Annotated in this window: 14 protein-coding genes, 2 tRNA genes and 1 pseudogene; 12 read left to right on the top strand and 5 right to left on the bottom strand. The window is 71.5% G+C overall.

Annotated elements, in window-relative coordinates:
• Positions 1 to 38 precede the first annotated feature (38 nt).
• Both AC068B_RS24235 and AC068B_RS24230 read right to left on the bottom strand, forming a co-directional pair.
• On the bottom strand, positions 39 to 4,337 hold the full coding sequence (locus AC068B_RS24235) for a hybrid sensor histidine kinase/response regulator (protein WP_478673775.1): 4,299 nt from the start codon (positions 4,335 to 4,337) through the stop codon (positions 39 to 41).
• A gap of 167 nt (positions 4,338 to 4,504) precedes the next feature.
• Positions 4,505 to 4,927: an SSI family serine proteinase inhibitor gene (locus tag AC068B_RS24230; RefSeq protein WP_478673774.1), complete on the bottom strand. Its 423-nt coding sequence runs from the start codon at positions 4,925 to 4,927 to the stop codon at positions 4,505 to 4,507.
• Between the two features lie 192 nt (positions 4,928 to 5,119).
• Here AC068B_RS24230 and AC068B_RS24225 point away from each other — a divergent pair.
• Positions 5,120 to 5,210 (top strand) — tRNA-Ser (locus AC068B_RS24225).
• A gap of 223 nt (positions 5,211 to 5,433) precedes the next feature.
• Positions 5,434 to 5,506 (top strand) — tRNA-Arg (locus AC068B_RS24220).
• Between the two features lie 79 nt (positions 5,507 to 5,585).
• On the opposite strand, the pseudogene AC068B_RS24215 reads toward AC068B_RS24220, so the two are convergent.
• The 3 genes and pseudogenes from AC068B_RS24215 to AC068B_RS24205 all read right to left on the bottom strand — a co-directional run.
• Positions 5,586 to 5,840, bottom strand: a pseudogene (locus tag AC068B_RS24215) (tyrosine-type recombinase/integrase); the annotation flags it as partial.
• A gap of 263 nt (positions 5,841 to 6,103) precedes the next feature.
• Complete coding sequence (locus tag AC068B_RS24210) at positions 6,104 to 6,367, bottom strand: DUF7848 domain-containing protein (protein WP_478673773.1); 264 nt, start codon at positions 6,365 to 6,367, stop codon at positions 6,104 to 6,106.
• Positions 6,364 to 6,735: a hypothetical protein gene (locus AC068B_RS24205; protein ID WP_478673772.1), complete on the bottom strand. Its 372-nt coding sequence runs from the start codon at positions 6,733 to 6,735 to the stop codon at positions 6,364 to 6,366. The genes AC068B_RS24210 and AC068B_RS24205 overlap by 4 nt, the downstream gene beginning before the upstream one ends.
• 201 nt (positions 6,736 to 6,936) lie before the next feature.
• Between AC068B_RS24205 and AC068B_RS24200 the strand changes: the two genes are divergently transcribed.
• The 10 genes from AC068B_RS24200 (at position 6,937) to AC068B_RS24155 (ending at position 19,736) form a co-directional block, all read left to right on the top strand.
• Positions 6,937 to 8,190, top strand: a complete 1,254-nt coding sequence (locus tag AC068B_RS24200; protein WP_478673771.1) for a helix-turn-helix domain-containing protein — start codon at positions 6,937 to 6,939, stop codon at positions 8,188 to 8,190.
• A gap of 974 nt (positions 8,191 to 9,164) precedes the next feature.
• Positions 9,165 to 10,040 (top strand): DUF2797 domain-containing protein, encoded by an 876-nt coding sequence (locus AC068B_RS24195; protein WP_478673770.1) that lies wholly within the window; start codon positions 9,165 to 9,167, stop codon positions 10,038 to 10,040.
• Positions 10,041 to 10,126: 86 nt separating this feature from the next.
• Positions 10,127 to 10,471, top strand: a complete 345-nt coding sequence (locus tag AC068B_RS24190) for an antibiotic biosynthesis monooxygenase family protein (RefSeq protein ID WP_478673769.1) — start codon at positions 10,127 to 10,129, stop codon at positions 10,469 to 10,471.
• A gap of 67 nt (positions 10,472 to 10,538) precedes the next feature.
• Positions 10,539 to 11,396 carry an amidohydrolase family protein gene (locus tag AC068B_RS24185; RefSeq protein WP_478673768.1) on the top strand — a complete coding sequence of 286 codons (858 nt, stop codon included), beginning with the start codon at positions 10,539 to 10,541 and terminating at the stop codon, positions 11,394 to 11,396.
• Positions 11,397 to 11,480: 84 nt separating this feature from the next.
• Positions 11,481 to 12,230: a response regulator transcription factor gene (locus AC068B_RS24180; protein WP_478673767.1), complete on the top strand. Its 750-nt coding sequence runs from the start codon at positions 11,481 to 11,483 to the stop codon at positions 12,228 to 12,230.
• The gene (locus AC068B_RS24175) at positions 12,227 to 13,726 is read left to right on the top strand and encodes a sensor histidine kinase (RefSeq protein ID WP_478673766.1); all 1,500 of its coding nucleotides are present in this window, start codon (positions 12,227 to 12,229) and stop codon (positions 13,724 to 13,726) included. Before AC068B_RS24180 ends, AC068B_RS24175 begins: the two co-directional genes overlap by 4 nt.
• A 26-nt stretch (positions 13,727 to 13,752) precedes the next feature.
• On the top strand, positions 13,753 to 15,135 hold the full coding sequence (locus AC068B_RS24170) for a bifunctional glycosyltransferase family 2/GtrA family protein (protein WP_478673765.1): 1,383 nt from the start codon (positions 13,753 to 13,755) through the stop codon (positions 15,133 to 15,135).
• Positions 15,132 to 17,237 (top strand): ArnT family glycosyltransferase, encoded by a 2,106-nt coding sequence (locus AC068B_RS24165; protein WP_478673764.1) that lies wholly within the window; start codon positions 15,132 to 15,134, stop codon positions 17,235 to 17,237. The genes AC068B_RS24170 and AC068B_RS24165 overlap by 4 nt, the downstream gene beginning before the upstream one ends.
• Positions 17,238 to 17,340: 103 nt before the next feature.
• Positions 17,341 to 18,843, top strand: a complete 1,503-nt coding sequence (locus AC068B_RS24160) for an MFS transporter (RefSeq protein WP_478673763.1) — start codon at positions 17,341 to 17,343, stop codon at positions 18,841 to 18,843.
• A 116-nt stretch (positions 18,844 to 18,959) separates the two neighbouring features.
• Positions 18,960 to 19,736, top strand: a complete 777-nt coding sequence (locus AC068B_RS24155; protein ID WP_478673762.1) for a TetR/AcrR family transcriptional regulator — start codon at positions 18,960 to 18,962, stop codon at positions 19,734 to 19,736.
• Positions 19,737 to 19,870: the final 134 nt, after the last annotated feature.

Genomic DNA, 19,870 nt, shown 5'->3' with positions numbered 1-19,870 from the left:
GTACCGCTCGAACCCGCTGGTTCGTACTGCCGAACCCGCTAGTTCGTGCCGATCTTCGCCAGCAGGTCCACGATCCGGCCCTGCACCTCTTCACTGGTGGAGCGCTCCGCCAGGAACAGGACGCTCTCGCCCGCGGCGAGCTTCGGCAGCTCCGTCTCGTCGACGGCCGCGGTGTAGACGACCAGCGGCGTGCGGTTCAACTGGCCGTTCGCGCGCAGCCAGTCGACGATCCCGGCCCTGCGGCGGCGGACCTGCAGCAGGTCCATCACCACGAGGTTCGGCCGCATCTGCGCCGCGAGAGTCACCGCGTCCGCATCGCTCTCGGCCCGCGCGACCTGCATGCCGCGCCGCTCCAGCGTGGCCGTCAGGGCGAGCGCGATCTCCTCGTGCTCCTCGATGAGCAGGACGCGCGAGGGGTGCTGCTCGCTGTCGCGCGGCGCAAGGGCCTTCAGGAGTACGGCGGGATCGGCGCCGTACGCCGCCTCGCGCGTCGCCTGGCCGAGCCCGGCCGTCACGAGTACGGGCACCTCGGCCGCCACGGCCGCCTGGCGCAGCGACTGCAGCGCCGTGCGCGTGATCGGCCCGGTCAGCGGGTCCACGAACAGCGCCGCGGGGAACGCCGCGATCTGTGCGTCGACCTCCTCGCGCGAGTGCACGATGACCGGTCGGTAGCCGCGGTCGCTCAGCGCCTGCTGCGTGGTGACGTCCGGCGCGGGCCACACCAGGAGACGGCGCGGGTTGTCCAGCGGCTCGGGCGGCAGTTCGTCGTCCATCGGCTGGGGCTGCGGCCGGTTCGCTACCTCCACGGCGCCGCCGGGCCCGTCGAGCGGCTCCGGGCCCTCGTCGGCGTCCTCGTCCGGCGCGCCGATCGCGTACGACCGGCCCGCGCCCTCGGTGACCGACGCGATGCGGGACTGGGGGTGCGCCGGGGTGTGCGGCTGGGGCTGCGGGTGCGGGCGCGCCGAGGTCTCGGGACGCTCGTCGGCCGCGGGGTCGGGGGGCGTGGCCAGCCTGCGCCGACGCCCGGAGCCACCGAGTGTCTGGGACTGGGGCTGCGACTGCTGCTGTCCGGGGGCGGTGCCCTCCGGTGCGGGCATCGGGCCCGCCGCGGCGGCCGGTGACGCCTGCTGCTGCGCACCGGTCTCCCCGGGCTGGGAAGCCGACGGGGACTGCGGGGACTGCGGGGACTGCGGGTTCTGCGAGGACTGCGGTGCCTGTGGGAGCAGCGGGGACTGCGGAATGCGTGCGTTCCGCGGCGGTTGCTGCTGCTGTCGACCCTGGCCCTGGCCCTGGCCCTGGCCCTGGCTCTGGCCCTGGCCCGGTGCGGCGGCGCCGCCCTGCGCGGCCTGCTGCTCGGTGATCTGCTGGCCGAACGGCACGCCCTGCCCGAGCGTACGCACGCTGATCGCGCGCCCCTGCGTCGAGTTGGGGTCACCGGGCGCGGCCTCGGCGGGCAGCGGCTGGGCCGCCCGTGCCTGCGCACCGCGCTCGGGCGGGAGCGCGGCGCCCCGGCCCGGCGTCGGGACGCCCTGAGCCGGAGTACCAGCGGAATGCTGGGTGCCCTGCGCGGGCACGCCGCCGGGCGGAGTGGTGCCATCGGGCCACGGCTGCGGCGCGGGCAGCGGGCCGGGCTCGGCGGCCGAGGGGGCAGGCGGAGCCGGGGGAGCCACCTGCTCCACCTGCTCGGCCTGATCCGCCCGCTCCCCGGCCCCAGGAACCGCCTGACGGGAACGGCGCCCCGTCGGAGCCTGCGTCGGGTGGGGCTGCGGCGGGGTGTGGTCGTCGTCCCCGCGTACGGTCGCGCCGTGGCCCTGGACGGCCGCGGCGTCCTCCGCAGGGGTGCGGTCGGCCGCGGCGGGCGGCAGCGCGAACACGCGTCCGTTGTTCGCCTCCTCCGCCTCGGCCCGCTCCTTGGCGGCGGCCAGCGCGCGCCGCGCACGCCGTCCCGCGGGCCGCGCGGCGTCACCGTGTCCGGCCTCCACCGCGGCGAGCTCGGCGCCGGGTGCGGCACCGGACGTTTCCGACGGGCCCGAAGCCAGCGCGGGCAACGCGTGCTGCTCACCGGCGCGCCGGGCACGTCGTCCCGTCGCCCCGCCGGGGGCGGGCACGCCCTGCGGCGGCACCGTCTCGCCCAACGCGGCGGATCCGGCCGCATGTTCCGCAGCCGTCATCACGGCACCTTCGGCGGCACTCGGCCGACCGCGCCGCCGCCCCGTCCCGCCACTGATGGCGCCACCCGGCGTCTCCGGAGCCGGAGCCGGAGCCTGAGCCTGAGCCGTCACACCGGGACCGCCCGCCCGCGGGCCGACCAGATCCGTGGCCACCGCACCGCCGAGGCTCTCCGGAGAAGCCTCCGCCGCACGCCGTCCCCTGCGCCGCCCCGTACCGCTCGGCGCAGCGCCCTCACCGGCACCAGAACCGGCGCTGGCACCGGCCTCGCCCGTCTCCGCGCCACCGGACACGGACGACGTACCGCCCGAAGAGTCCGCCGCTCCCGCAACAGCACTGTCCAGGAAGGAGTCCACCGAGGAACGCCGGGCCCGCCGACGCCCACCGCCCGCCGGACCAGGACCCGACGCCTGCTCGGGCACCACGACCGACCCACCGAGAGCAGGAACGGCGGAAACCGAAGGACCAGCCTCTGAAGGACCAGCCTCCGAAGCCCCCGCCCCGATCGGCACCTCAAGCACATACGCACTACCGCCCATGCCCGGCACCTCATGCGTCTGCAGCACGCCTCCGTGCGCCCGCACGATGCCCCGCACGATCGGCTCGTGCACCGGGTCTCCCCCGGCGTACGGCCCCCGCACCTCGATGCGGACGACCTCGCCGCGCTGGGCCGCGGCGACGACGATGGTCGAGTCCACATAGCCACCGGCGACCACCGGTTCGACACCCGCGCGCGCGTTGCCGGTCGCGTCGATGCCCGCCACGTCCGCGACGAGGTGGGCGACCGCAGTGGCGAGCCGCTCCGCGTCGACCACGAGCTCTATCGGCGGCGCGTGCACCGCGAACTGGGCGCGTCCTGGCCCGATCAGCTCGACCGCGCCCTCCACGCCCGCGGCGACGACCGCGTCGAGCATGACCGGCGTACGGGAGAGCTGTTCGTCGCCCGCGTCGAGCCGCTGGTAGCCGAGGACGTTGTCGACGAGCGTGGTCATCCGGGCGTACCCGGCCGACAGGTGGTGCAGGACCTGGTTGGCCTCGGGCCACAGCTGCCCCGCGTCGTCCGAGGCGAGCGCGGCCAGCTCGCGGCGCAGCTCGTCCAGGGGCCCGCGCAGCGACGAACCGAGGACGGCGAGCAGCTGCTCGTGCCGCGCGGCCAGCGTCTCGTACCGGGACTTCTCGCGTTCGGCGAGCTCTTCGAAGCGGTCCTTCTCGCGCTCGGCCAGCGCCGCGTACCGCTCCTGTTCGGCGGCGAGCTCCTCGGCCCGCTGCTCCTCGGCGGCCTTGATCTCGGCGGCGCGCTCCTCAGCGGCGGCGCGGATCTCCTCGGCGTGCCGCTCCAGGACGGCCTCGTACTTCTCGGCCAGCTCGTCGTAGGGCCTGCGGTCGGTGAAGGTCATCACCGCGCCGACCAGTTGGTCCCCGTCGCGCACCGGCGACGTCGTCAGGTCGACCGGCACCTTGGCGCCGCTCTTGGACCACAGGACCTGCCCGCGCACCCGATGCTTGCGCCCGGAGCGCAGGGTGTCGGCGAGCGGGGACTCCTCGTACGGGAACGGCTCGCCGTCGGCGCGCGAGTGCAGGACCAGCGGGTGCAGTTCCTGCCCGCCGAGGTCGCTCGCCCTGAAGCCCAGTATCTGGGCGGCGGCCGGGTTGACCAGGACGACGCGTCCGTCGGTGTCCGTGCCGACGACGCCCTCGGCCGCGGCCCGCAGGATCATCTCGGTCTGCCGCTGCGAACGCGCCAGCTCGGCCTCGGTGTCCACGGTGCCCGAAAGGTCGCGTACGACGAGCATCAGCAGCTCGTCGCCCGTGTATCCGTGGTGGTCGTAGGCGTCCCTGCCGTCCTCCAGCGGGGAGCTCGTGACCTCGACGGGGAACTCGAAGCCGTCCGTGCGCCGGGCGGTCATCCGCGTCGGCTTGGTGCGCCCGCGCTCGTCGATGGTGTCCGGGCGCCGCATGGACCCGGGGATGAGCCGGGAGTCGAACTCCGGCAGCAGGTCGAGCAGACCGCGCCCCACGAGCGCGGTGCCGGGCGTCTCGAACGCTTCCAGCGCGATGGCGTTGGCGTTCACGACCGTGCCGTTGGCGTTGACGAGGACCAGCGCGTCAGGGAGCGCGTCGAGTATGGCTGCGAGGCGAGCAGCGCCTCGGGATGGCCTGCTGCTCACGACGACGCTTCCTCCCTGGTTACCGCTGCTTGCCGACTCGCTCGGGCCATTTTGCCCGCCGGCCCGTGGCGTGTCACGGGAGGGAGTCTACGGGGAGTGGTTGCGGGCGCGACGCCGGATGAGAGGGAGGTCGCACGCAGAAGATGTGAGTTTTCCGTACTGCCTGGTCACGCGGAGGCCGCGGGCAGCACCGGCACGAGACCGTCCCACCGCGAGATCTCGCAGCCGTTGCTGCGGTCGTACGTCGCGTCCACGGGGCGCCCCTGCCAGGTGCCCGTGACGTGCGCGGTGGCGGGTCCGCCGTACTGCATCGTGCACATCGAGTCCCTGGGCACGGGCGCAAAAGGATCGGTTCCCCAGACGGTGACCTCATCGAGCCGCTCGCACGCCGCCGCCGCGTCCGGGTGCGACCCGCCCGTCGGGTGGCAGTTCAGTTCGTACGTCCCGTCGCCCTCGCCCCCCGAGCCGGTGACCGTCACGGTGAGGTGGTCGGTGGGGGGTGCGGTGAGCGCCGTGGCCTGGGCGGTGGCGGGCACGGCGGACAGCGCGGCGACGGAGGCGACGGCGGTGAGGGCGAAACGACGCAGCATGTGGGCTCCATGTGTACGGCGGGACGGGTGGCTCTACCCCTCTAACGCCGTTCGCCCCGCGATGTTGCGGTGCGCAGTAACGCTTTGCCCTGCGGGCCGCACGACTAGTACCGTTGGTGCCGCGATTGGTGACACACCGCCTGGCTGTGTCATCATCTGCACGCACCCCGCGCTCGCGCAGGTGTGCAAGCTGGAGGCGTCGCCTAGTCCGGTCTATGGCGCCGCACTGCTAATGCGGTTTGGGACTTAAATCCCATCGAGGGTTCAAATCCCTCCGCCTCCGCAGCTTGATCCGAAGCCCCGGTCCTTGTGGACCGGGGCTTCGGTGCGTAACGGGCACGGTGGCGCGCGGCGCGCGGCCAGAGGGGTGCTGGAGGGTGTTTCCGCAGGTCACAAGGGGTCTGACTAACGGATTTCACATGGCGGCGGCAGTCATGTAATGTTCTTCCTGTCGCCGCGAACGGGCCGAAGAGCCGGGGAGCGGAGACAGAAACACAAATAAACAAGCACTCGTAGCTTAACGGATAGAGCATCTGACTACGGATCAGAAGGTTGCAGGTTCGAATCCTGCCGAGTGCACAGCAAACCAGAAGCCCTGACGAGAAATCGTCAGGGCTTCTGGCGTTGGGGGTGACGGCAGGCGTTGACGGCAACCGTCCTAAAACGCGACGGGTGACCCGGCTGGGCCGTCATCGTCGTCCGGCCCGTTGCCGTCATCCGCCGACAGGGCATCGCCGACGCGATCGAAGGCCGCTCGCTGTGTGTCGAGCCGTACAAAGGTGTAGATGTCCATCGTCACGCGGATGGAGCTGTGTCCGAGGACTTCCATGATCGTGCGAGCGTCTGCGCCCTGTTCGTGCAGGAGCGAGGCGCAGGTGTGCCGAAGATCGTGGAAGTGGTCCTGAGTCTCAGCGTCGCGCCGCTCCCTGTGGCGGGGGGTGGCAGGCCCTCACGGCTTTAGCCACCTCTCCGGATTGGGGTCCGCGTCGGGCAGGGCCAGGGGGCCACTCGTTCACATTCCGGGCAGCTCCAAAGCATGCCCGAGTTGCCGGGAAGCGTACGGCCCCCTGACCATGCCTGACCCCGATCCGGGCAGGACACCGGCCAAAGCCGTGAGGGCCTGCCACGGGGGTCAGCGCACCTCCACTCAGGCCGAGGTGTAGGGAAACGAGCAGGTCATGAGTTCGGAATGGGAGTTGCCGCAGAGTCGGCCATGTGGGCGGTGAAGTACTGGAACGCCGACAGTTCGTAGCCGTTGTGCCCAGTGATCCCGGCGTGCTTGAGACACCACAGTTGGGCGCCCTCTGCGGTCGCCGTGTCGTCGCACCGCTCCGAGCATGCGAGGCACTTGCCGATGTGGCGCACGGCGGCCCCGGAATCGGCCTTCAGCGTCCATTCAGCGAAGCGGTAGATGCCTCGCGAGAGTCCGCCCGCGCTCATCCGAATGCCTCATCTGGAAGCTGTGGACCATCCTCGCCGTCAGGATCGTCGTCGTCCGAGTCGACAAAGCTCTGGTCGCCGTCCGGTACGGGCAGCCGTGTGCCCCTGCTGTCCGCGATCCGCTTTGTGTCGCGCAGAGACTGGCTCATGCAGGACAGCGCGAACCGGAGCTGATCAGCAGTGGCCTTACCGTCGTTGAGCAACTCGGCAACGTGGTCGAGCAGGTCGCCCGCCATGCCGAGCTGCACAGACTCGATGTTGTCCGCCACGCGAGCCGCGTAACCGCTGCCGTCGCTGGACAGGTAGCACGGCTTGCCGTCGGGGGTCGACCAAGGGAGCAGACGCGCCGTGTGCGTCGTGATCGTCACGCCATCACCCCCGTACCTCGCGGCAGGATCGGCACTTGGAGTCTGGCGGTAGCTTGAGTCATGTCGTCAACCTCCTGGGTTGATGGCCACGCCCCCGGGCCGTCCACCACGGTCGCGGGGGTCCTTCGTCAGCAAGACTTTTGCGCCGAACACCTGTTGATCCCATCCCACGGCCCTATAGACCCGTCCTATATTGAAGATATGGGAGACACTCCCGAGAACTTGTGGTCCCACCCGCAGCTAGCCACGGCGGTCACCAGTGAGGACTGGGGCGCCGTCTTTCGCACGTATCGCAAGCTCACCGGCTTGAGTCAGACGAAGCTCGGGGAACGGGTCGGCCTCGCCCAGTCCGACGTGTCCGACATCGAGCGGGAGCGTCGCCGGATCACTTCGGTCGAGGTGCGGCAACGCATCGTGGCCGGCCTCGGGATTCCGACTGAACTCCAGGCCGTAGCAGCAGAGGCAGGCCGGGCAGAGACTCCGGTTCCGGGGCTTTCGCTTACGGGAGCCGTGCCGGATGAGGATCTATTGGCCCGTGTGACGAGCGTGGTCGACTCCTCCCACCGCGTCGACGCAGCCACCCTCGATTGGCTTGACCGACTGCTCGCTGAGCATCGTCACGCCGAGGACCACATCGGGTCACGGCCGCTCGTCGAGGTGATGCGCCAGCAACTCCGGACTGTCGTCGACCTGTACGCGGGGGCGCGTGGCCCGCTTGCAGACCGCGTCGTACGACTTGCCTCCGAACACGCGCAGTTCCTCGCATGGATGGCCCAGGATCAGGCGCAGTCTGCCGCCGCCCTTGCTTGGTACGACCGCTCGCACGAGTGGGCGTTGGAGGCGGGAGACGCCAACATGGCCGCCACGACGCTCAGCATGAAGGCCCACATGGCGTGGTCCGGTGGCCGCGGCACCAGGTGTGTCCGCCTGGCGGAAGCGGCCCGCTGGTCAGCACCCGGCACTTCTCTCGGGGTGCAAGGCATGGCTGCACAGATGGCCGCCAGGGGGCATGCACTCGACGGTGAGGCCGACGAGGCTCACCGGCTGCTCGGTGAAGCGCAAGGGCTCATCCGCCGGGCGTCCGAGCACCCCGAGGGCGAGCCGGTGTGGATGTACTTCTACGACGAGACGTGGTTCACCCTGCAACGCGGCATGGCGGCACTGCACTTGCGTGACTGGCGGGAAGCCGTGGATCAGATCACGGTCGGGCTCGCAGCACTGCCGGATGAGTACCGACGCGACAAGACTTGGTACCGCGCTTGCCTCGCGCACGCACTCGCGGGGGCCGGTGAGTCTGGGCAAGCCGCGTCCGTCGCTGTGGCGAGCGTTCCTGATGCCGCCGCTGTCGGTCGGCCTCACTCGTGGAACGAACTGCACACCACAGCAGCCGTGCTGAAGCGCCGAGGGGCGAAGGAGGGATCACAGTTGGTCGCCGCCCTCCGCGAGTACGACTGACAGGCCCCGCTGGCCTGTGTCAGTGGACCTTGAGCGTGTGCCAGCGGAGTTTGAGTGACCCAGGTCTCACGTATGTAGTGGTTGTAGACCGCCTTGAGGGTGTCGAGATTCCCCTCGACTCCTGCCCTGGCCTGCACCTCTGTGCGTTCTGTCGGCACGCCGCCTCTCCAAGTGGCGGGCAGGGTACTTCATTATCAGAAAAATCAGGAGACAGGGTGGGAAATCTGTCCAAATTCCAGTCGTTGTTTCCATCGGAAGCAGATCACCTGGATAGATGAAGGCCGCCGCAGCCGATGGCGGCGCACACGGGAGGGGCCTCACCGATGAACGGTCAGACAGATCAGCGAACGGTACTGCTTGGGCTCGTTGGTTGCGGCGCGCTTTCGATGGCACACGCTCAAGGCCCGGTGAAACAGGACACCCGCCGAGCGCCGATACCTGACGGCAACGTGCACACACAGCGGCTCGTGATCGCGACCGCTGACGATCGGCCCGACAGGCCGTTGAGCCCCCTACCAGGCCCCCGCCCCAACCTACGGATCAGAAGGTTGCAGGTTCGAATCCTGCCGAGTGCACAGCACACCAGAGGCCCTGTGGAGACATTCACAGGGCCTCTGATTTTTTCTGCACCACCCCATGCGCCACGGACTCAGCGTTGGTGCCGCCTTCTCTCGGAATGGGCAAGCCGCCCCGAGCGACTCGGCAGACCCCTTCCCTTTCAAGGCGGTCGCGAGCAACGCGTACGACGTGGACCTCGGGGACATCTCCGTCTACAACGAGACCAACACGCCGCCCCGGCGCGCTGGTCGATCTCTCGAAGACATTGTCACGTGGCTGGTCCAGCCCGATCAGGAACTGGCCCTGGAAAGCCGTCAGCTGAATCGGAATTAGCGGCTGAACGGTGCCGCATCGAGGCCCCCGGATAGGATCCGGGGGCCTTGTACGTCGGCGGATACGCACCGAGGAGCCGCTCAATGGAATGGCGTTGCGCGGGGCTCGGGTGGCCGGAGGGGGCGCCCGAGCTGCGGTGGGAGGGCGGGCGGCGCAGCGTCCTCGCGTACGGACAGGACATCGGGTTCCGGGCCGTCGGGGAGCGGCGGTGCGTGGGTGCGCGGGGCAATCCGTGTCCGCTGCGGGCCGTCGTGCCGGGCCGGGCGACGCAGGCGCGCTGTCCGGAGTGCGCGCGCCTCGACCGGGCGTTCTCGGTGGCGGCGGACGGGGTGCCCGACGATCCGCGTACGTACCGGGTGTATCTCGCGTGGTTCGGGGCCGGTCTGGTCAAGGTGGGGATCACGGCGGAGCAGCGGGGTGCCGTGCGGCTCCTTGAGCAGGGGGCGGTGGCGTTCTGCTGGCTGGGGCGCGGTCCTTTGATGGCGGCGCGGCGCACGGAGGAGCTGCTGCGGGCCGCGCTCGGGGTGCCGGACCGGGTGCCGTACGCACGCAAGCGCGGGGTCCGCGGGGCGCTGCCGGTGTGGGCGGAGCGGGAGCGGGAGCTGGCGGGGCTCTACGGGCGGGCCGTGGCGCTCGACGGGTGGGCCGAGGCGCTGGAGCGGGTGCCGTTCGAGGCCGTCGACCATGCGGGGGCGTTCGGGCTCGGCGCGCTCGGCGGCCCGGTGGCGGACGGGGTGGTGCGAGAGCTGGTGGACGGCGGGGCGGTCGCGGGGCGGCTGGTCGCCGCGGCGGGGCCCGATCTGCAGCTGGCGGTCGCGGACGGGGGCGTCCTGGTGGTCGATACGCGCGTGCTCGTGGGGTGGGCGCTGGTGGCGGCCGATGCGGGGGCGGGCGTGAGCGTGCCGGTGCTCGCCGTGGAGCCCGCGGGTGGCGGCGCCGAGCAGGGCGGGCTTTTCTGACCGAATGGTCAAGTCCGCTCGACCGTTGGGCAAGAGATCGCCCCGAGGGGTGGACGCCGGTGCGGTGGGAGCCCGAGTGTGGCGACATGAGTGATCAAGCCACCGGTCCTGTCGGGCCCTTCGAACCGCCTTATTACTCCGTCATCTTCACCTCCGTGCGCACCGAGGGGGACAACGGCTACGGGGAGACCGCCGACCGCATGGACGAGCTGGTCGCGGACGTGCCGGGGTTCCTCGGCACCGAGTCGGCCCGCACGCCGGGCGGCATCGGCATCACCGTCTCGTACTTCCGGGACGAGGAGTCCATCAAGGTCTGGCGGAGCAACCTGGAGCACCGCGCGGCCCAGCGGCGCGGACGCGAGGACTGGTACGAGAAGTACGTCGTGCACGTCGCCAAGGTCGAGAGGAGCTACGGCTTTGTGCGGAAGTAGGGGGAGCAGCGGGAGTAGTGGGAGTAGTAGGGCCAACGGGGCCAGTGGGACCGGCGAAGCCGCCGCGGTGCGGGGCTTCTGGGAGCGGCTCGGGCTTCCCGGGCTCATCGACGTACACACGCACTTCATGCCGGACCGCGTGCTGCGGAAGGTGTGGGCGTACTTCGACTCCTACGGGGATTCGGGCGCGGTGGAGTGGCCCATCACCTACCGGCACGAGGAGGAGCGGAGGGTCGCGCTGCTCGGGGAGTTCGGGGTGCGGGCCTTCACCTCGATGCTCTATCCGCACAAGGCGGGCATGGCGGAGTGGCTGAACGGCTGGTCCGTCGAGTTCGCGCGGCGCACGCCCGGGTGTCTGCACACCGCGACGTTCTTCCCCGAGCCGGGAGTGGACAGGTACGTGCGGGAGGCCGTCGAGGCGGGGGCGCGGGTCTTCAAGTCCCATGTGCAGGTGGGCGGTTACGACCCCAACGATCCGTTGCTCGAACCGGTCTGGGGGCTGCTCGCCGAGGCCGGGGTGCCCGTCGTGATGCACTGCGGGTCAGGGCCAGAGCCCGGCAAGCACACCGGGCCCGAGCCGATCGAGCGGCTCCTCGCGCGGCATCCGCGGCTGCGGCTCGTGGTGGCGCACATGGGGATGCCCGAGTACGCCGAGTTCTTCGCGCTCGCGGAGCGGTACGGCGAGGTGCGCCTGGACACCACCATGGCCTTCACCGACTTCAGCGAGGGGCTCATGCCGTTCCCGGAGGCGGAGCTGGGGCGGCTCGCAGACCTGGGGGACCGGGTGCTGCTGGGGAGCGACTTCCCGAACATCCCGTACACCTACCTCCACCAGCTGGAGTCCCTGGAGCGGCTGGGGCTCGGGGACGCGTGGCTGCGCGGGGTGCTGTACGGGAACGCCTCCGGGGTGTTCGGCGTGCGGTAGGAGGACGGTCCCGCCCGCGGTTTCTCAGGGAATTCACAGGTTCGCGCAAGAGTGCTCTCAGGGGCGCCGCGCAGGGTGTGGTGCATGACCACGACCACGCCCCAGTCGCGTACCGAACTGCTCAGGCCGGACGGGAGCCCCGTCCGTGTGCTCGTCGTGGACGACGAGGTGTCGCTCACCGAGCTGTTGTCCATGGCCCTGCGCTACGAGGGCTGGCAGATCCGCAGCGCGGGCGACGGCGCGGGCGCGGTGCGGGCCGCGCGCGCGTTCCGGCCGGACGCCGTGGTGCTCGACATGATGCTGCCCGACATGGACGGGCTCTCCGTGCTCGGCAGGCTGCGCAGGGAGATGCCGGACGTGCCCGTGCTGTTCCTGACCGCGAAGGACGCGGTCGAGGACCGCATAGCCGGGCTCACCGCGGGCGGCGACGACTACGTCACCAAGCCGTTCAGCCTGGAAGAGGTGGTGGCGCGGCTGCGCGGGCTCATCCGGCGGGCCGGTGCCGCCGACAAGCGCAGTGAGTCGACGCTGGTCGTGGGCGACCTGACCCTCGACGAGGACAGCCACGAGGTGACGCGGGGCGGGGACTCCATCCACCTGACCGCCACCGAGTTCGAGCTGCTGCGCTACCTCATGCGCAATCCGCGGCGCGTGCTCAGCAAGGCGCAGATCCTGGACCGGGTGTGGAACTACGACTTCGGCGGCCAGGCCAACGTCGTCGAGCTCTACATCTCGTACCTGCGCAGGAAGCTCGACGCGGGCCGGGAGCCGATGATCCACACGCGGCGCGGGGCGGGCTACCTGATCAAGTCCGCGGTGCCCGTGCCCTCGTGAGACTCACCCTCCGTACGCGGCTCGTCCTCTCCGCCGTCGCGCTGATCGCCGTCGTGTGTGCGGTCATCGGGGTGGTGACGACCATCGCCCTCAAGTCCCATCTGTACGAGCAGTTGGACGGGGCGCTCGGCGGGGTCGCCCAGCGGGCTTCGGGACCCGTCGCCGCGCCGGGGCCCGGTCCGGGGACGCGGGACGACCCGCTGGACTTCGTCACGCACGGCCCGCAGGAGATCGGGGCCGTCGGCGCCGAGGTGGGCCGGGACGGCACGGTCGGGCGCGCCCTCGTCAGCACGGAGGACGACGGCGGCGGCACGGTGCCGGACGCGACGGAGCTGGACGCGGCGCAGCTGGCCGCGCTGGCCGACGTGCCGAGGGACGGGCAGGCGCACAGCGTCGACGTCCCGCGGCTCGGCGAGTACCGCGTAAAGTACACGAGCGGGTACAGGGGCGACTTCCTCGTCGGACTGCCGACCGCCAAGGTGCAGAACACCCTCAACACCCTGATCGTCGTCGAGGTCTGTGTCACCGCGGCGGGCCTCGTCGCCGCCTCGCTCGCCGGGGCCGCCATGGTCGGCGTCGCGCTGCGCCCGCTGCGCAGGATCGCGAGCACCGCCACCCGGGTCGCCGAGCTCCCCCTGCACAGCGGCGAGGTGGCCCTGCACGAGCGCGCCCCCGACGCCGACCCGCGCACGGAGGTCGGGCAGGTGGGCGCCGCGCTCAACCGCATGCTCGACCACGTCCACTCCGCCCTGGACGCGCGCCAGCGCAGCGAGACGCGGGTGCGCCAATTCGTCGCGGACGCCAGCCACGAGCTGCGGACCCCGCTCGCCTCCATCCGCGGATACGCCGAACTGACGCGCCGCGGCCGTGAGTCGACCGGGCCCGACACCCGGCACGCGCTCGGCAGGATCGAGTCCGAGGCCGAGCGGATGACCGGTCTCGTCGAGGATCTGCTGCTGCTCGCACGGCTCGACGCGGAGCAGCCGCTCTCGTACCGGAGCACTGATCTTGCGCCGCTCGTCGTCGACGCCGTCAGCGACGCGCGGGCCGCCGGGCCCGACCACCACTGGCGCCTCGAACTCCCCGACGAGCCCGCTCTGGTCAGCGCCGACACCGCCCGCCTGCACCAGGTCGTCGTCAACCTCCTCGCCAACGCCCGCACCCACACCCCACCCGGCACGACGGTCACGGCCCGCGTGCGCGGGGACGGCCCCGGCGTCCGCCTGGAGGTCCAGGACGACGGCCCCGGCATTCCGGCCGATCTGCTGCCCGCCGTCTTCGAACGGTTCGCCCGCGGGGACGCCTCCCGTTCGCGCCAGGCCGGTTCGACCGGCCTGGGTCTGGCGCTCGTCCGCGCCATCGTGACCGCGCACGGCGGCACGGTCACCGTCGAGAGCGTGCCGGGGCGCACGGTGTTCGTCGTCGCGCTCCCAGCCGCCGGAAGCACGCCCTCCGCCACCTCACAGCCGGACCACAGGCTCACCACACAGCCCTGACAGACCACTTGGCGAGTGTCGGTCGCATGCGAACCGACTCTTCCTCGGACGTCCTGCCGTCACGGGACCACCTCCCCGCCACCTGGCGCGACGTGCCCGTCCTGGACGTCGTGATCCCGGTCTTCAACGAGGAGAAGGACCTCGGGCCGTGCGTCCTGCGCCTGCACGACCACCTCACCCGCACCTTCCCCTACCCCTTCCGCATCACCGTCGCGGACAACGCGTCCACGGACCGCACCCCACAGGTCGCCGCCGAACTCACCGGCTCCGTCCGGGAGGTCCGGCACGTCCGGCTCGACCGGAAGGGCCGCGGCCGGGCGCTGCGCGCCGTCTGGTCCGCCTCCGACGCGCCCGTCCTCGCCTACATGGACGTCGACCTCTCCACCGACCTGAAAGCGCTGCTCCCGCTGGTCGCCCCGCTGATCTCCGGCCACTCGGACCTGGCGATCGGCTCACGCCTCGCGCGCAGCTCGCGGGTGGTGCGCGGGCCCAAGCGGGAGTTCATCAGCCGCGCGTACAACCTCATCCTGCGCGGCTCCCTGCACGCCCGCTTCTCCGACGCCCAGTGCGGGTTCAAGGCGATCCGCGGCGATGTGGCGCGGGTGCTGCTGCCGCTGGTCGAGGACACGGGGTGGTTCTTCGACACCGAGATGCTCGTCCTCGCCGAGCGGGCCGGGCTGCGCATCCACGAGGTGCCGGTCGACTGGGTCGACGACCCCGACTCCACGGTCCACCTGGTGCGGACGGCCACGGACGACCTCAAGGGCGTGTGGCGGGTGGGCCGCGCGCTCGCTGTCGGCGCGCTGCCGCTGGACCGGCTGGTCCGCCCCTTCGGCGACGACCCGCGCGACCGGCAGCTCACCGGCGTCCCCGGCGGCCTCGCCCGCCAGCTCGTCGGCTTCTGCGTGGTCGGCGCCCTCTCGACCCTGTTCTACCTCCTCCTCTACAGCGGCTTCCGTACGTTCACGGGGTCGCAGGCCGCCAACGCGCTCGCCCTCCTGGTGTCGGCGGTGGCCAACACGGCAGCGAACCGGAGGCTCACCTTCGGGGTGCGCGGCCGGGACCGCGCGGTCCGCCACCAGGCGCAGGGCCTCGTCGTCTTCGGCATCGGCCTCGCCCTGACCAGCGGCTCCCTCGCGGCGCTCGGCGCGGCATCGGGCGCCCCCGCGCACTCCACGGAGCTCGCGGTCCTGATCGCGGCGAACCTCGCGGCGACGGTGCTGCGGTTCCTGCTGCTGCGGGCGTGGGTGTTCCCGGACCGCCGTACGGACACGGTCTCCGCTCCCGCCCCTACGCCGACCCCCACTGACGACATCACGCACGCGCACGACCTCCAGAACCCCGCGTACGACCTCCAGAACCCGCCGTACGACATGACCGCACCCCACGACCCGAGGAACGCACGATGACGACCACCTCCCCCACACCGGCGCCGCTGCGGGCGGCTCCGGACGGGGCCGCGCACCGGCGTCCCGGCGCCCTGGCCGCCCGCCTGTGGCGCGGCCGCCCCGACGACCCCCGCTGGGCGCGCCCCGCGCTGCTCGGCCTGCTGCTCGCCACCGCGGTCCTCTACCTCTGGAACCTCAGCGCGTCCGGCTACGCCAACTCCTTCTACTCCGCGGCCGTCCAGGCGGGCAGCCGGAGCTGGCAGGCCCTCTTCTTCGGCTCGCTCGACGCGGGCAACGCGATCACCGTCGACAAGCCTCCGGCGTCGCTGTGGCCGATGGCGCTCTCCGTGCGCCTCTTCGGCCTCAACTCCTGGGCGGTGCTCGTTCCCCAGGTCCTGATGGGGGTCGCCACGGTCGGCGTGCTGTACGCGGCGGTGCGGCGCCGGTTCAGCGCGGCCGCGGGCCTGATCGCGGGCGCGGTCCTCGCGCTCACGCCCGTCGCCGCGCTGATGTTCCGCTTCAACAACCCGGACGCGCTGCTCGCGCTCCTGATGACGGTCACGGTGTACTGCGTCCTGCGCGCCCTGGAGCACGGCCGCACCAAGTGGCTGGTGTGGGCGGGCGTCGCGGTCGGCCTCGCCTTCCTCACCAAGACGCTGCAGGCGTTCCTGATCCTGCCGCCGCTCGCGGTCCTCTACGCGGTGTGCGCGCCGGTGCGGCTGCGCAGGCGCCTGGGCCAGCTCGCGGTGTCGGCGGGCGCGATGCTCGTCGCCGGGGGCTGGTGGGTGGCGATCGTCGAGCTGTGGCCCGCGTCCTCGCGCCCCTACATCGGCGGCTCGCAGAACAACTCCTTCCTGGAGCTGACCTTCGGCTACAACGGCCTCGGCCGCATCAACGGCGAGGAGACCGGCAGCGTGGGCGGGGGCGGCGGCCCCCGCGGCGGCGGTGGCGGTGGTCAGTGGGGCGAGACCGGCCTCGGCCGGATGTTCAACTCCGAGATCGGCAGCCAGATCTCCTGGCTGCTGCCCGCCGCGCTGATCCTCCTCGTGGCGGGCCTCGTCCTCACCCGCAAGGCGCGCCGCACGGACACCGCGCGGGCGGCGTTCGTGGCGTGGGGCGCCTCGCTCCTGATGACCGCGGGCGTCTTCAGCTTCATGGCGGGGATCTTCCACCAGTACTACACGGTGGCCCTGGCCCCCTACATCGCCGCGCTCGTCGGCATGGGCGCCACGGTCCTGTGGGAGGAACGCGCCTCGCGGTGGGCGGGGGCGACGCTCGGGGTGACGGTCGCGGGCTCGGCGGTCTGGGCGTACGTGCTGCTGGGCAGGGCCTCGGACTACCTGCCGTGGCTGCGCTGGGCGGTGCTCGTCGGGGGTCTCGTCGGGGCGGTGGGCCTGCTGGTCGTGGGCCGCCTCGGCCGCCGTCTTGCGCTGGCCACGGTCGGCCTGGGCCTCGCGGCGTCCCTGGCGGGCCCGGTGGCGTACACCCTGTCGACGGTGGACAGCGCGCACACGGGGTCGATCGTGACGGCGGGTCCGGCTTCGGCGGGCGGCATGGGCGGCATGGGCGGGCCGCGGGGCGGCGGCGGTCCGGGCGGTGGCGGCCCGGGTGGTCCGGGTGGCGACGGCGGCGGGATGCGGCAGCCGGGCGGCGGCACCGCACAGCCTCCGGGCAACGGCCCCGGCGCCACCCCTGGGCAGCAGGCGAAGGGCACCGCCCCCAAGGGCGGCGGCATGCGCGGCGGCATGGGCGGCCTCCTGAACGGCGCCCAAGTCTCCGCCAAGGCCAAGAAGCTCCTGGAGACGGACGCCGTCGACTACACCTGGGCCGCGGCGGCCATCGGCTCCCAGAACGCCGCCAGCTACCAACTGGCCACCGGTGAGCCGGTGATGGCGATCGGCGGCTTCAACGGCAGCGACCCGTCACCGACGCTCGCGCAGTTCAAGAAGTACGTGGCGGACGGCAAGGTCCACTACTTCATCGCGGGCGGCATGGGCGGCATGGGCGGCGGAGGCGGCGGCAACGGCACCTCGTCCTCGATCACGTCGTGGGTCCAGTCCACGTACAAGAAGGTGACGGTGGGCAGCGCCACGTTCTACGACCTGACACAGCCGAAGAAGTAGTTCCGCCAAAAGCCCTTGTACAGCGTACGGGAACTGCTCTACGGTGTACGTCGCACACCTGCCTCGTACACCGTAGAACAGAAACCCGGAAAGGGAGGGCTGAATGACGGCAACGACCGCCGAGACCCCCACCGCCTCGCAGAGGCACCCGCAGCGCTGGCTGATCCTCGGCGTCATCTGCCTGGCTCAGCTCACCGTGCTGCTCGACAACACCGTCCTGAGCGTCGCGATCCCCTCCCTCACCCGGGAGCTGGACGCGTCCACGTCCGACATCCAGTGGATGATCAACGCGTACTCGCTGGTCCAGTCCGGCCTGCTGCTCACCGCGGGCAGCGCCGCCGACCGCTACGGCCGCAAGAAGATGCTCGCGGCGGGCCTCGCCCTCTTCGGCATCGGCTCGCTGGCCGCGGGCCTCGCCCAGAGCTCCGGGCAGCTCATCGCCGCCCGGGCGGGCATGGGCATCGGCGGCGCGCTCCTCATGACCACCACGCTCGCGGTGGTCGTGCAGATCTTCGACGACGCGGAGCGCGTCAAGGCGATCGGCCTCTGGGCGACCATCAACTCCCTCGGGTTCGCGGCAGGGCCGCTGCTCGGCGGCTTCATGCTCGACCACTTCTGGTGGGGCTCGATCTTCCTGATCAACATCCCCGTGGCGCTGCTCGGCCTCGTCGCGGTCCTGAAGCTGGTCCCCGAGTCCAAGAATCCGCAGGGCGACCGCCCCGACCTGCTCGGCGCGCTGCTCTCGACGATCGGCATGGCCTCGGTGGTCTACGCGATCATCTCCGGCCCCGAGCACGGCTGGACGTCGGGCCAGGTCCTGGTCTCCGCGGCGATCGGCGTGCTGGTCCTCGGCGCGTTCGCGTACTGGGAGCTGCGGATCCCGTACCCCATGCTGGACATGCACTTCTTCCGCAACCAGCGCTTCGTCGGCGCCGTGGCGGGCGCCATCCTGGTCGCCTTCGGCCTGAGCGGCTCGCTCTTCCTGCTCACCCAGCACCTGCAGTTCGTGCTCGGGTACGAGCCGTTGGAGGCGGGGCTGCGCACGGCGCCGCTCGCGGTGACCATCGTGGCCCTGAATCTGGCGGGCGTCGGCGCGAAGCTGCACGGCAAGATGGGCACGCCCGTCACGATCGCGTCCGGCATGAGCCTGCTCGCGGCGGGCCTCGCGGCCATAGCGCTGCTCGGCGGCGACAACTACAACGGCCTGCTGTTCGGCCTGATCGTGATGGGCGCGGGCATCGCGCTCGCCATGCCCGCCATGGCCAACGCCATCATGAGCGCCATCCCGCCGGAGAAGGCGGGCGTGGGCGCGGGCATCAACGGCACGCTCGCGGAGTTCGGCAACGGCCTCGGCGTCGCCGTGCTCGGCGCGGTCCTCAACTCCCGCTTCGCCTCCCTCGTCGCGGTCTCCGCCGCGTCGTTCCCGGCCGCCATGGCCGCGGCGAAGTCGGCGGGCGAACGCGAACGGATCGCCGACGCGTTCTCCTCCGGCCTGGAGACGAGCCAGCTCGTGGGCGCGGCGGCGGTGTTCGTCGGAGGTGTCCTGGCAGCCGCGTTGCTGCGCAGGGCAGAGAGGGCAGACTCCGTGGGTAAGACAGCGGCATAGCATCAGGGGGAGGCGGATCATCCGGCTCCGGTTAATGATCGGTCGATGATCCACCTCCCCCACCCCCCGGAGACGAGAACCTCTCCAGGCCCGAGGACCGACGAGGAAGGTGCGCCATGGCGAAGGCAGCCGGCCGCACGAAGAACGCGGCGAAGACGAGTGTCTGGCTGCAGGACAAGGCGCCCCGCGGCGGCGGCCGCAAGGTCGACCAGCCGAGCGGCCTCGACCGCGACCGCATCACGCAGGCCACGGTCCAGCTCCTGGACGCGGAGGGCCTCGACAAGTTCTCCATGCGCAGGCTCGCCGGTGAACTGAACGTCACGGCGATGTCCGTCTATTGGTACGTGGACACCAAGGACGACCTCCTGGAGCTCGCCCTCGACTCGGTCTGCGGCGAGATGCGGCTCCCCGACACGGAGACGTCCCCGGAAGAGTGGCGCGACCAGCTCCGCGCCCTGGCGGACGAGTACCGCGCGGCACTCATCCGCCACTACTGGGTGTCGCCGCTGGTCGGCCGCTTCCTCAACATCGGCCCCAACTGGCTGGCCTTCGCCCTCGCCATCCAGAACGCGGTACGGAACACGGGGCTGCCCGCGTACACGCAGAACGGCGCGATCTCGGCGGTCTTCCAGTTCGTGTACGGCTTCGGGACCATCGAGGGCCACTTTCGCGCGCGGTGCGCGGAGGCGGGGATGTCCCAGGAGGCGTACTACCGCGAGGCGGTCGGCACGGTCCGCGAGGAGCTCGCCACGCACGGGCTGCTGGAGAGTGCGGACGAGCTGATGGCCGCGCGGGAAGGGGACACGGTCGAGGAGATGTGGGCCCGCGACTTCACGATCGCTCTGGACCTGATGATCGCGGGCATCGAGTCCCTCCTGGCCAAGAACCCCTAGGACAGACCCTAGGGTCTGTCCGATGGGTCGGCGCGGCGTCGCGGCGTCTGGCACGCACTCCCCCAAGGCCTGAAAGGCCAGGGGGGACCCCCATGCCGCGTTGCCGAAATGCCCTAGTAGCTCCGCTACGAGGG

The organism is Streptomyces sp. NPDC042371, assembly GCF_056437465.1.
Note: the sequence above shows the minus strand (reverse complement) of the source record. Positions and strands in the feature narration are given on the sequence as shown.

Coding starts and splice junctions, on each gene's coding strand:
- AC068B_RS24190 (WP_478673769.1), top strand. CDS start 10,127: ATGAGTGATCAAGCCACCGGTCCTGTCGGGCCCTTCGAACCGCCTTAT.
- AC068B_RS24170 (WP_478673765.1), top strand. CDS start 13,753: ATGCGAACCGACTCTTCCTCGGACGTCCTGCCGTCACGGGACCACCTC.
- AC068B_RS24165 (WP_478673764.1), top strand. CDS start 15,132: ATGACGACCACCTCCCCCACACCGGCGCCGCTGCGGGCGGCTCCGGAC.
- AC068B_RS24195 (WP_478673770.1), top strand. CDS start 9,165: ATGGAATGGCGTTGCGCGGGGCTCGGGTGGCCGGAGGGGGCGCCCGAG.
- AC068B_RS24160 (WP_478673763.1), top strand. CDS start 17,341: ATGACGGCAACGACCGCCGAGACCCCCACCGCCTCGCAGAGGCACCCG.
- AC068B_RS24230 (WP_478673774.1), bottom strand. CDS start 4,927: ATGCTGCGTCGTTTCGCCCTCACCGCCGTCGCCTCCGTCGCCGCGCTG.
- AC068B_RS24155 (WP_478673762.1), top strand. CDS start 18,960: ATGGCGAAGGCAGCCGGCCGCACGAAGAACGCGGCGAAGACGAGTGTC.
- AC068B_RS24210 (WP_478673773.1), bottom strand. CDS start 6,367: ATGAGCGCGGGCGGACTCTCGCGAGGCATCTACCGCTTCGCTGAATGG.
- AC068B_RS24200 (WP_478673771.1), top strand. CDS start 6,937: ATGGGAGACACTCCCGAGAACTTGTGGTCCCACCCGCAGCTAGCCACG.
- AC068B_RS24180 (WP_478673767.1), top strand. CDS start 11,481: ATGACCACGACCACGCCCCAGTCGCGTACCGAACTGCTCAGGCCGGAC.